The sequence below is a fragment of the [Clostridium] clostridioforme AGR2157 genome (assembly GCF_000424325.1).
In the GTDB taxonomy this organism is placed as follows: domain Bacteria; phylum Bacillota; class Clostridia; order Lachnospirales; family Lachnospiraceae; genus Enterocloster; species Enterocloster clostridioformis_A.
Map to the genome: position 1 here is coordinate 1 of NZ_KE384167.1, position 12,276 is coordinate 12,276.

Below are 12,276 nucleotides of genomic sequence, written 5' to 3' on the forward strand. Positions count from 1 at the left end.
CTTTCACGTCCGTGAGACCTCCCCGGGTACTCACACGTTCTTTCCCACTTATACCTGCCCCGTTTACTGCTGGCGTTCCGTGCAGTTATTGGACTTTAGTTTGTTAGGCAACCTCATCCACGCTTCACAGCCTATCCGGACAACTTTTACAGGCCAGTGGTTTGCCTCCGGCTTCCTTCAGACCCCACCTCACGATGACGCCCTTGCCATTGGCTGCACCCTTCCCACTGCCGGGCGGGTCAGGGACTTTCACCCGTTAGAACGTGCGCCCGCCGGGCGCACGTAAACAGGAGGAACCATCCTGTTCCTCCTGCTGATATATGACATTCTAATTATCTAGCCCTTGACCGCACCAGAGGTAAGACCTCGGACAAACTGTTTCTGCATACACAGATACAGTATGATCATTGGAAGGGATGCAATGGTGATGCCTGCCAGCATTACCACATAATCTGATCTCATATCGCCTTTAAACGTCATCAAACCGATAGGGATGGTCATAATACTCTTACTCTCCAGGAACACATTGGCAAACAGGAACTCGTTCCACACGAAATTCAGGTTCACAATGGCGCAGGATGCAAAAATCGGCTTGCTGATAGGGACTATAATCTTTCTGAATATTTGGAAGCTGTTGTATCCGTCAATGACTGCCGCTTCCTCCAGTTCCTTTGGTATACACATAAAATAAGCACGCATCAGGAATACAGTAAACGGTATCCTGAATGCCACATACGGCAGGATAACCGCCCAATACGTATTATACAGGTGTGTGGCCTGAAGTATCTTATACAGCGGAACCAGTGCCACCTGCTCCGAGAGGGCCATGCCTCCTAATGTAATCAGGAATATCAGGTTTCCGAATCTGCTGTTGAATCTGGTTATGCCATAGGCCAGCAGGGAGCTTAGAAACAGAATGGATATAAGGGAAATGGAACTTACAATGACAGAATTTCCAAAGTATTTGTAAAGCCCTTTATTCCATGCTGATATATAGTTGGCAAACTGTACTTTCGCAGGCAGCGCCAGAGAATCGGTAAACAGTTCCACATTGGTCTTCAGCGAATTCATAATCAGCCAGGCTGCCGGCAGTATAATCACAAGCGCCAACAGTATGAAGAATATATTCAAAAGTACGGTTACTGCTGTTCGTTTCTTCATATGCCTCTCCTTTCTACACTTCGCCAGACCCGGTGATCTTCATCTGAATCAGTGACAGCACCATGGTTATCATGAATATAAATACACCGGTTGCAGCCGCCATTCCCAAGTCGTCGTGAAGGAATGCGTTCTGGTAAAGGAACACCCCCAATACCTGCGTACTGTTTCCTGGCCCTCCTCCAGTAGTGGAATATACCTCGGTAAACAACTTGAACGCTCCAATTACCGTGATGATTGAGCATACCAGAAGCTGCTCCTTTGCAAGAGGCAGTATGATATGGAGTGCACGTTTTACAGGTCCCGCGCCATCAATAGACGCTGCCTCAATATAATCATTGGACACATTCTGTATGGCCACTACCATGAGAAGAGTGATATATCCGGTAAACTGCCACTGACTCATGGCTATGATACAGTATATGGCAATCTTGGAATCTCCCAGCCATGAACGAGCCATATCCCCGTGTCCTATGGCTCTCAGAAATGAGTTCAGCATGCCCAGGTCCGGCTGATATATGAAGGTAAACAGAATACCTACTGCTGTCAGTGAAATCAGGGCCGGTATATAATATATATTCCTGTACACATTACGGAACCGTCCTGTAGCCTTACTCTCAAGAAGAAGCGCAAGCAATGTTCCGAAACCCACCTGAATGACGAGGGAAATAATACAGTACAGTCCGTTGTTCTTCAGCATGATAGGGAGGGTATCCTTTGTAAAAAACCGGATGTAATTACTGATACCCACAAATTTTGCCGAAGAGGAGTAAGATGACAAGCTGAAAAAGCTGTATACGATATTCGTTATGACCGGTATGTATACAAATACAAGTACCATAATAAGACCGGGAATCATATACAAATATGGGGTGGATTTCTTCGTTCTCATAGCTTTTACCTGCTTTCTTATGTTGCAGGGGGATGTTTCCACATCCCCCTATAGATTACTCTGACTTGATCTGCCCGGATACAAGACTCTGGGCTTCTTTAGCGACTTTCTGTACTCTTGCCATTGCCTCCGCAGGTGTAATATCTCCATTTGTAAGGTCGGAAGCTGCTGTGAGATATTCATCACATGTTGTTGAATAAAGAGCGTTGTCAAACCATGGTCCCATGATTTTGGCTTCATTTACAACCTTATAGCCGTCCAGCAGTTTCGTATCATTGACTCCTTCTGTAACATTCTTTGATGCGTTGAACCAGCCGATGGTCTGTGCCTGCTCCTTGCCCACTTCCGGCCCTAAAAACCATTTCAGGAACTCGATACATTCGTCCGGATACTGTGTTTTGGACGAAACCACAAATCCTTCCGGAACGCCAGTTAATATATCAGGGTTGCCTGGACCTTCCACTACAGGGAATTTGAACATACCGTAATCCAGGTCGGCGTTCAGGTCTGTAATATATGGAATCTCAATGAGTTCTGCATAGTACATAGCGGACTTGCCCATTGCAAAATTGGTTCTTGCCATGTCTGCCGCTGTACCGTTCACTGCATCGTTGCAATAAGGAATCAGCTGCTGATAGCATTTTAATGCTTCTTCATAACCAGGATCGGTGAACTCTCCCTGGGCAGGATCAAAATCTTTTTCTCTTACCTCATCGCTTACAAGCATCTGGTTCAGGCTGCCAATATAGTGCGCTGCCGGCCACTTTTCCTGGTTTCCGTAAGATATGGGAGTGACACCAGCCGCTTTCAGCTTATCACACACTTCAATGAGCTCATCCCATGTAGCCGGTGCCTTCAGACCGTTCTCTTCAAATATTTGTGTATTGTAGAAGAAAAGCTTGCAGTCAAGTCTGAATGGAATGCCGTATGTAACACCGTCCTTCGTATAGTTTACCAGCTGGGACTCCATGAGGGAGTCCTTCCACTCCTTATCTGCTTCCAGGTATGGGGTAAGGTCCATAATCAGGTTTTCTCTTAAAAACCGCTCTGAAAACTCGCCGCACCAGCTAAAGAAAATATCAGGAGCATCATTGCCGCCAACCACTACTTTAATTTTTTCTTTGTATGGATCATTCTGGGCACTCTCGACTACGATGTCGATATCGGGATGCGCCGCCTCATACTCAGCAATCTTGCTTTCAATAAAGCCATTAAACGGCTCATCAGGAAACCTGTGGAAAAACTTTATGGTTTTTTTCTCTCCTGATGTCTGATCAGCCTGTGTAACACCTGTGTCAGCTCCTGCCTCCGAAGAAGCCGGTGCGTCCTTCTTGTTGTCACCGCCGCTGGGGGTAAATCCCGCACAAGCTGTAAGTGACATTGCCATGGTTCCTGCCAACAGGGCAGCCGCCGCTTTCTTAACAAACCTTCTCATAATAAACTCCTTCCGCCTCTTCATAATACTTTTTTGCATAATGCTTTACTCATCCTGAAACACTTTGCCAAATCCGAATGATCCATTCTTCTGGCAGTTGACTGCCGAGTAAACGGCTGCACGGTACAGACTGGTTCTGACTGCCAAATCCTGATAGTCTGCAGCTGTCACTGTTCCTCTGGTTCCCGATGCTGCCGGGAAGTCCCTGGAGTCCTTCATGGCATCCACATAATTTATCAGGAAGCAGGTAATAAAGGAATCTCCCGCTCCCATGGTATCCACCGCCTCTACCAGACATGGTGACTGTTCGTAGAGGCGTCCGTCTACCATTACCAGCGCACCCTTGGACCCCCTGGTAGCAATAACAATATGTCTGCATCCGAATTCCCGAATCAGAGCCATCTGTTTCTCAATCTCGTTTCTGGGCATATCGCCGCAGGAGATACTGGCACAGTCAACATATGGCGCACATTGTCTCAAATACCCCTCGTCTGCCCTGTCCGAAAAATCCATAGATACAAAGGATGATGCCTGACGGATTAACGGAAGCTCATCTTCCACATAACTGAAGATACTGGTATGTACAATGTCATAGCCGGCTATATAAGCCCTGTCCATTCCAGTCAGCCCCAGAGGATGTTCCCTTGATACCCCGCCTTTGTTGGAGCCGGTAAATACCCGGTCCCCGTCGTCCAAACGCACCTTGGCGTATCCGTTCTCTCCCGGATAAAAACGGCAGTGGGAGAGATCCAGCCCAAGACCACGGATCGTATCATACACATGGGCGGCAGCCTCATCATCTCCGAACACACCCAGATAACCGGCTTCAATTCCGAACATCTTTGCATAGACTGCAAAATTCAATGCGTTTCCGCCCGGGTACATGGTACGGATGTGCATATACTTATCCACCACGTTATCGCCCAATCCCAGTACTCTTAACATGTCCTCACCTCTTTGTTGATGTGTTTTAATTATCATGTAATCATTATATGACGTTATGTATATTTTGTAAACATAAAATGTACTCATAATCTAATTTTTGTATAATTTTCACATTTAGCATGTACTTTTTTTGGCTTTTTGCCAAAAAAGCGAATTCCAGTCGCCTATACGCAGGGAATCCGCTTTATTAGTATATTTACTGTTCGCTGTGGGCATCAAATCAATACGTCATATAACCTCTCAATGCTTTGTAAAACAGAGGCTGTAGGGTCCACTCTGTATCTGCCGTCTGTTATCTCCAGGGACAGGTAACCTTTGTAAGAATACCGTGAACACTCTTGCAGATACCCTTTCATATCCAGAACTCCGTCCCCCCATGCCAGGTGTCCTCTGGGCGCACCGTCGATAAAATGCACATGCACCAGACGCTCCCCGAATACCTTCAGGTAATCCTCCGGCCGCTCACCTGCCAATGCCATGGGAATTGTATCAATCATTGCCCCGATTGCCGGATGACTCAAATCCTCCATCATCCTTTTAAAGATACTGGATATTCATTACCGATACCTGGGATTTACTGATTGTTATCTTTCTCTGTCCGCCTTTTCTCAAGCATTAACCATGACCGTCATCTTATAGCGGTCCGAATTAATCACACTTTTACAGTTGTGGACAGGATTTCCCTCCCGATCATAGCTGACATCCTTTACATAAAGCAGGGGCTTATCGAGCTCCACGCCCAGATACTTGTGCTCAATCTCATTGGCCTGGCTTATTCCAATTCTTTTAATGCCATTATCCATGATTGTCCCATTCTCCGCCAATATCTGATAGAGGGACCCTGTGAGGTCATGGCCCAAAAGGTATGCGAAACGGGCCGGAAAATGATTTTCCTCCAGCATAACGGGAATCCCGTCGCAGGTTCGCACCCGCACAATCTTAATGATTTTCTCGTGTTCCTGAATCTTCAGTTCCTCTGCGTCCACCATAGTGGCCTCTGCCAGTTCCGCAGACACCAACTGTGCCCCGGCCGTGTTTCCCTCCGCCAGACAGCTCTGAGTAAATCCCATGAAACCATTGATATTGCGGCAAAGCTTTTTCTGCGACACAAAGGTTCCTATGCCCTGTCGCTTTACCAGTATCTCCTCCTCCACCAATAATTCCACGGCTTTACGCACTGTTATCCTGCTGACGTCATACTCCCTGCTCAACTCTATCTCAGTAGGTATCCTGTCATTTTCTTTTAATTCTCCGTTGAGTATCTGATTCTGGATTACCTCCATCAGCTGCTGATACAAAGGGACGCTTGATTCCTTGTTCAGTTTTCCCATGATTCCGCCTCCATTGATTATGTCTGTAACATTATTATACGATACATGACCATATATAGCTTAAGTATACCATCGGGAAAGTATTCGCGCAACCATTTCAAACGTCCCTTTTCTCCTTGATTTCAATGCATTTTTGGAACTGCCAGCATGCTTTCTGAAGGGCCGGGTATATTAATAATCCAGCCTCCTATAATACCTCCTGATAGCCAGAGGATGCTGTCTGTTATGCTCCAGATGAGTGGATACCCTCTGGAAAGCAGAACGCATGATGATTGGGCAGAGCATTCCCCTGAACTCGTCGCTGATTCCCTTAAGCTCAAAATCCTTGCTGTCAAACACAGTCACCTTAGCGCTGATCCTGTGGACAAAATTCTCCACCCTGTCCATGAGCGGACGAGTCTTATCCTCACCCTTGATTAAAATTACAGAGGTATCCTTGTCAATAACCTCCAATGTCCCATGGAAGAAATTAGAGGCCGATATGGGCCTTGTGCGCATCCACTGCATCTCTTCCATGATACACATGCCATAGCAGACAGCCCAGTCCACTTAAGCTCCTCAAAAAACATCTCATACCTTGGAAACTGGCCTGCATGATACATGAAGCGCAGGGTCACGGTGTACCAGAAATAGTATCCTCCGCCTGCGGTGGTTATGAGATAATCTGATTTTTCATAGAGCGGGCTGCCTTCCTTCTCCACATAGCCTATGACCGTGGCTCCGATTTCATGGGCCTTATCCACCGCAGCCACCACTTCCTTCGTATCACCGGAAATGCTCTCGATGACTACCACGGAATCCTTGGAAAAGTGAGGATTGTCCACCACACAGAAGTCCGCTGCATTTTCGATGAACAGCGGAATGGTAGAGCCTTCTTCCCTTACTATGTGGGCCATCTGGTTGGCATAAAGCACAGTTCCCCCAATTCCTATGTAGAAGATATTTTTATATCCTCTCTTTACTACCTCATCTACTGCTTTCTCTGTTGCTCCCACAATGCTGAGTCCGTTTTTGTGCTCCTGCAGAACCTTTGCCTCATCAAAATTTAACATAACAGCTTCTCCTTGACGTCATATATTGTTATGTATAACATATCATAACATTATATAAAATACAAGATGAATTTGCTCATTATTCATAAAATAACTATTTCAACAGGGCATATTAAAGCATCCCTTCGGACATCAAAAAGGAGCTGCCCGTCCGGACACGTCATCACATGACCCGCCGGAATAAAAACAGCTCTATTATCTCAAACCTGCTCTAACGCAAACATAGCCATAGCATTCAGCACATCCCGCTCCATTGCATCCACTGCCGCGTTAGCCAAATCATGGAAGTATTTGACTTCCTTCTCCTCCAGCAGTTTCTTCACTGCCTTCACGCCCGCGTTAGACATGTAGGAGAAATAGTTGACGTATGAGCAGGTCTCCATATCTGGCCTCCGATGCAAAATCCGGTACGGAAGGAAAATTCCCGATATTGGCCAGCGCCACATCCAGTTTTTCCCAGACACACCTCCGCTTCCCTATTTACGGCCGCAGCACTGGCGGTAACGCTTGCCGCTGCCGCAGGGACAGGGCGCATCCGGGTCAATGCGTGCTGTCTTGGCGTCCAGCTCCACCCGGTTATAACCACAGTTGCCAACCGTCCTGGTTTCCTTCCATACCTGTTCCATGATTTCATCGAATCCATTCATCTTTTCCTGGGAATCCAGGTTCAGTCCAAAATGCTCCATGATGTCTTCCACTGCTTTTGGCGTTGTCCCCAGCCTTACGTGGTGATGGATGGAGGACGCTGCCTCCTGAGCGGTCTCCTCATCGCAGCCAACCATGGCCAGGAAAAACGCCTTCAGCGGGCGGATATGTCTCTTAATTTCTACTGCTCCGGTTCTGGCAATCTCCTTCACCTGCGCGGCAGAAGGTATATAAAACTCCTTGCCCTTCTGATAATTCAAAACATCTTTATAGGCATCTCCCTGAACCAGATCCCAGTCAATAAACCGGTCATCCCAATAAGCAAAGTCAGTCCAGACTCCTTTCATCTCACGGCAAAGGCTGGTAATTTCCCCTGCATCTGCCTCACAGCCAACTGCCTTGCAGATTGTCTCCACCTGGCCCGCATCAGCGGCGCCGTAAAGGTAAACCGCTGCCTTGCAGCAAGCCCATACCTGGCTGCGGTAATGACGCTCAGACTGGAATTTCTCTGTATTCAGCTCATCATATGCCTTTGCCACATCTGCCGGAACAACTGCTGTTCCCAGGCTGGTAAACCCGCAGTAACCGCCGTAGTGGAGGAAACTGAGAGCTTCCAGGTCTCCCTGGTATTCCATACCCCTGGCTGCAGCCGCCTTCTCAAACTCTGCAGCGGTCTCATCGCTTAAGGTGCCGAAGAACCGCCCCATGCGCTGGGAATCCAGCAGGGCGGCAGCCAGAGCCGGGGCCAGCTTATTCTTACCCATCTCACCGCATCCCCCAATATGGTGAACCCTGGCAATGCGCAGAAGCTCGGTCTTTTCAAACCTGGAGAACAGGTCCTCCAGGGTATGGATTCCCCTTGGAGCTGGCCTCTGTGTTTCCGGCTTTTCAGCATCCTGGGGACCGGTTACCTGTTTGTGGGCTGCATGTTCCTGAGCCGCATCCTCCTGTACCGCATGTTCCCGGGCTGCATGTTCCCGGGCTGCATGTTCCCGGGCTGCATGTTCCTGTCCGTCTCCCGCTCCACCTTGTCCAAATGCCGGATGTGCCTTTAAATTGGCGTTTACTTCATCCATGTCATATTCTCCTATTCCCCGCTGGCGGGCCCATTCCTCCATCATGTCATGCTCCTCAGCCTCAGGGTCAGACAGCTGGTCCAACAGGTCATAGTAACCGCCTATACCGCCGCAGTCCTCCGGAATATTGTCTCCCTTATACTTTAACACCTGGGGATAGCTGTATTCATACTCCACTTCCTTCTCCATGAGAATCTGGTGTTCCCATGCATCCCCGAAGTCGTAGGTATATATAAAACGAGGGTTCTCTGTTATGAGAGTTCCAATCTGTGTTCCCTCCTCCAGCACATCGCAGCTGCAAGACTCCGCCAGATCCCTTATAAGCAGCCCCAGTTTCTTAAACTCAAACTCGTGCAAATGGTAATCACACCAGCCAAAGGCCTCCTGAATCACCTGATGGAGCTGGCAAAACGTAAACTGCTCCGGCACCACCACGCGTCTCCATATAGGCGGTTTACTGCCTTTTATGGTAATTTTCAACTGATAACCTTTCATAAGGCCCTCCTTCGAATCTCATATATTTGTATAAGCAGGCATCCTGCGCCGTAACAGGCAATATCCTTCCAGTCAAAGACGGAACCCAGGATAATCCTGGCCGCAGCGTTCCCCTGCAGCCTCAGCATCTCTGCCAGGCGAAAATACTGCAGCACCTCCACACAGACCGCAAATAGAAACACATATAGCGGCAGCCGCTTCATGCCCCTTGGTACGAACACCCTGACAAAACAGTACACCACCACCACCAGCATGTCCCCTATATAGGGTCTGATGATGCGATCGTGAACATGCAGGGCGATAATTAGATCAATTATAAATACAATGATACTTGCGGCCAGATAACCCCATCTGACCCTGTATTTTCTCCCGCTATCCATTGGGTCTCCATCCGGCCATCTATCGTATACCATTGAGTTCCTGATACATATCCTTGGCAAATGTATCTGTCATGCCGCAGATATAATCCGTCACCAGTAGCAGACGCAGATACAGCCGTTCCTCATCATCCCTGTCCCGGGCGCACATGGAATATATCATCTTATAATTGTCAGATATAAGGGAAACCAGCTTTTTCTGCACCTGGGTCATGGGCAGGTCCGTATCGTAGGGAATCACAGCGTCCACAAACCGGTCCAAAAGAAAGTCAAATATTATCTGTGCCGCTATCTCCAGCTTCAGGATGGGGCTGGTGCTGAACGCATACCGGAAGGCAATATCCCCCAGCGCTTCCATCAACAGTTCCACATCCGTACCTGCAAAAAGGTCGCTGGTGTAGGTACCCTCCATAATAGATTCATAGTTGCCGGCAAAACATTCCGTAACGCCTGAAATCATCAGGCCCTGGACGCTGATAATCCAGTTCTGCACCGCATACTGGTCCGGCCTGTCATATCCCTTTCCCACGGCCTTTCCATACTTCTCCTCCAGCCATGACACAATCTGGATATAGTGGTTTGTCTGGCTGTCAGCCTTATACGCCTTTAACTCTGCCAAAAGGCGTTCATAAGAAATACACCCCTTCTTTACCGCGTCCTCGATGTCTGCCGTCTTATAGGCAATGTCATCCGCTGCTTCTAATATGAATGCCAGCGGGTGCCTTTTCCCCAATGTGCCTGTTGATTCCTGCACATCCTGGAAGTTCTCCCTGTCGCCATGGAAATATCCCATCTTCTTGGTGCGGATATCGCCGCTGTCCTTATCAATCTCCAGGGAAGATACCGGATACTTGATAATAGTTCCCAAGAGAGCTTTTGTCAAGTTCATGCCATGCTCATCCACCAGGAAATGAAGCCTTGTCACTACCCTGAACGCCTGGGTATTGCCCTCAAAATGACAGAAGTCCTGCACCATCTGGGGCTCCAGAATTTCCGCAAGGGTTTTCCCTTTAAATGTAAGCTTCTCCAGGTTCTTCTTAAACCAAACCTGAATGGCTGTCTCACCAAAGTGGCCAAAGGGAGGATTCCCGATATCGTGAATCAATCCGGCACACTGAAGAATGTCACACACCCCCGCCTTATGTTCAGGGGTAAAAGTTTCATCCTTGATAATAGTACGGATGCTCTCCGATATGTTCTGTCCCAAGGATTTTGCCAGAGATGAAACCTCCAGGGAATGGGTCAGCCTGGTACGGATGAAATCACTTCTGTCCAGCGGAAACACCTGGGTCTTATCCTGGAGGCGCCGAAAGGATGCACTGCCGATAATCCGGTGATAATCTTTCTCAAACTCTGTCCGCAGGTCCGTGGAGGACTGTTTCTTGTAGCTGCGGATGCGGTCGTCGCAAAGCAGTGTCTGCCAATCCATACATACCTCCTTACTGCTTTCCCGCCAGAGTCCTGTCCCTTATAATCCATCAATCACGGCTGATAATACCAGCCGCAGACAGGACAAAACACGGGATACGTTTCATTCTAGTATATCTAAAGTCGATTCCCCTGTCAAATCTGCCTTTCATATGCCAGAATATGCCTTAAACATGCGTCTATATCTATTATCAACAAAATCGTGAAAAAAGCAACAAAAAACTGCATCTTTTGCAGTTGACAGCCGTTGTTATTTGTGATAATTTGAAATGAGAAAAGCAAATGAATAGGTTCTTCGGGGCAGGGTGTGATTCCCTACCGGCGGTATAGTCCGCGACCCGCTGCATGAGGCTGATTTGGTGCGATTTCAAAACCGACAGTATAGTCTGGATGAGAGAAGACAATTTTGTTCATATGAATATTGGGCGTCATTCCTTATTTATATTGACTATGAAGTTATTCTCAGGTTCCCCGGAACCTGAGATTTTTTGTTTCCTGGAACTTCATTCATTGCTGAATCACCATACCGAAAGCATTTATCAAGGAGGTTTTGCTATAAACTAAATGGAGTATTCTGAAACTTATTTACACCGGTATGCTGGCTGCAGTTGCCGGCGCCCTCATGTCCCTGGAATTCTCCGTTCCCATGATGCCGCCCTTTTACAAGATCGACTTCAGCGACGTGCCGTCCATTATTGCCCTGTTCCTCATGGGACCTGCTTCTGCCGCCTGGGTTATGGCAGTCAGCGTCCACATCCGGACCCTGTTCGCCTGTTTCTGCATGCATTTATTACCCTTCCCCTGTATGCAGCGGCCATGAGACTCCCTCTGAACCAGGTGATTACCATGGTGGCCGCGGTAAATCCGGCCATCAGCGATCTGCCCACCTTCATCTTTATGGCTACCATCCCCTTCAACCTATTAAACTGGGGCTCAACTGCTTTGTGGGATATCTGCTGTACACCAGACTGCTGGCAGTTTATCCGGCCATAAGAACCGCGTGAGGAAACGCGGGTTAATAAGTCACGATAATTTTGAATCATGTGTATATAACCTCCTGATTGGATTGTACGGTTAGAGATGGAACAGGTCAACAAGTATTGTCATGATTCCCCTGGGCGCGCTGGAGCAGCACGGAAACCAGGCGCCTCTGGGTACGGACGATATCATACGGCTGAAAGGGACGGATAATTCTGGAAACCAGCGCTAAGGTACTGGTGCCGGGGCTTAGGGAGATTCGGGCATGGAAGGTGTAATGGAAGCTTACATTCTTTATACCCTTTAACAAGATTATGGCAGAGGTGGGGCTTACCCCACCTTTTTTGCTGATCATTGTTAGTTTGCTCTAACCTTTTACAGTTCAAAATACGCTGTTTCGTTTGATAAAAGGTAAATGATACTTTAACTTGATGTAATCCTGTATTTGGCGGATTTTTAGCCCA

9 protein-coding genes, 5 pseudogenes and 1 riboswitch are annotated in these 12,276 nt (G+C 47.8%); of the genes and pseudogenes, 2 read left to right on the top strand and 12 right to left on the bottom strand.

Going from position 1 to position 12,276, the window contains the following annotated elements; translation table 11 throughout:
- Nucleotides 1-336: 336 nt before the first annotated feature.
- From G614_RS0126320 to G614_RS0126370, 12 genes and pseudogenes are all read right to left on the bottom strand, one after another.
- A complete protein-coding gene (locus G614_RS0126320; RefSeq protein ID WP_027644243.1) occupies nt 337-1,161 on the bottom strand; it encodes a carbohydrate ABC transporter permease in 825 nt (274 codons plus the stop codon).
- A gap of 13 nt (nt 1,162-1,174) precedes the next feature.
- Complete coding sequence (locus tag G614_RS0126325) at nt 1,175-2,050, bottom strand: carbohydrate ABC transporter permease (RefSeq protein WP_027644244.1); 876 nt, start codon at nt 2,048-2,050, stop codon at nt 1,175-1,177.
- A gap of 55 nt (nt 2,051-2,105) precedes the next feature.
- Entirely contained in the window at nt 2,106-3,485 is a 1,380-nt protein-coding gene (locus G614_RS0126330) for an ABC transporter substrate-binding protein (RefSeq protein ID WP_027644245.1), read from the bottom strand.
- Between the two features lie 45 nt (nt 3,486-3,530).
- Nucleotides 3,531-4,430 carry a PfkB family carbohydrate kinase gene (locus G614_RS0126335; protein ID WP_027644246.1) on the bottom strand — a complete coding sequence of 300 codons (900 nt, stop codon included), beginning with the start codon at nt 4,428-4,430 and terminating at the stop codon, nt 3,531-3,533.
- A gap of 215 nt (nt 4,431-4,645) precedes the next feature.
- Nucleotides 4,646-4,963, bottom strand: a complete 318-nt coding sequence (locus G614_RS0126340) for a sugar phosphate isomerase/epimerase family protein (protein ID WP_330367131.1) — start codon at nt 4,961-4,963, stop codon at nt 4,646-4,648.
- 75 nt (nt 4,964-5,038) lie between these two features.
- Nucleotides 5,039-5,761: a GntR family transcriptional regulator gene (locus G614_RS0126345; RefSeq protein ID WP_027644248.1), complete on the bottom strand. Its 723-nt coding sequence runs from the start codon at nt 5,759-5,761 to the stop codon at nt 5,039-5,041.
- A 171-nt stretch (nt 5,762-5,932) separates the two neighbouring features.
- Nucleotides 5,933-6,813, bottom strand: a pseudogene (locus G614_RS29150) (SIS domain-containing protein).
- A gap of 200 nt (nt 6,814-7,013) precedes the next feature.
- Nucleotides 7,014-7,178: pseudogene (locus G614_RS0126355) on the bottom strand (class II fructose-bisphosphate aldolase); the annotation flags it as partial.
- A pseudogene (locus tag G614_RS34875) lies at nt 7,174-7,275 on the bottom strand (transcriptional regulator); the annotation flags it as partial. The pseudogenes G614_RS0126355 and G614_RS34875, both read right to left, overlap by 5 nt.
- Before the next feature lie 14 nt (nt 7,276-7,289).
- Nucleotides 7,290-9,029: an IS1096 element passenger TnpR family protein gene (locus G614_RS0126360; protein WP_027644250.1), complete on the bottom strand. Its 1,740-nt coding sequence runs from the start codon at nt 9,027-9,029 to the stop codon at nt 7,290-7,292.
- A complete protein-coding gene (locus G614_RS0126365) occupies nt 9,026-9,442 on the bottom strand; it encodes a DUF2809 domain-containing protein (RefSeq protein WP_155245167.1) in 417 nt (138 codons plus the stop codon). The genes G614_RS0126360 and G614_RS0126365 overlap by 4 nt, the downstream gene beginning before the upstream one ends.
- Nucleotides 9,429-10,835: a deoxyguanosinetriphosphate triphosphohydrolase gene (locus G614_RS0126370; protein WP_027644252.1), complete on the bottom strand. Its 1,407-nt coding sequence runs from the start codon at nt 10,833-10,835 to the stop codon at nt 9,429-9,431. Before G614_RS0126370 ends, G614_RS0126365 begins: the two co-directional genes overlap by 14 nt.
- A gap of 286 nt (nt 10,836-11,121) precedes the next feature.
- Nucleotides 11,122-11,240: riboswitch (FMN riboswitch) on the top strand.
- A gap of 189 nt (nt 11,241-11,429) precedes the next feature.
- Between G614_RS0126370 and G614_RS34880 the strand changes: the two are divergent.
- Together G614_RS34880 and G614_RS34885 are read left to right on the top strand one after the other, a co-directional pair.
- Nucleotides 11,430-11,838 (top strand): annotated as a pseudogene (locus tag G614_RS34880) (hypothetical protein).
- Between the two features lie 76 nt (nt 11,839-11,914).
- Nucleotides 11,915-12,023: pseudogene (locus G614_RS34885) on the top strand (creatininase family protein); the annotation flags it as partial.
- Nucleotides 12,024-12,276: the final 253 nt, after the last annotated feature.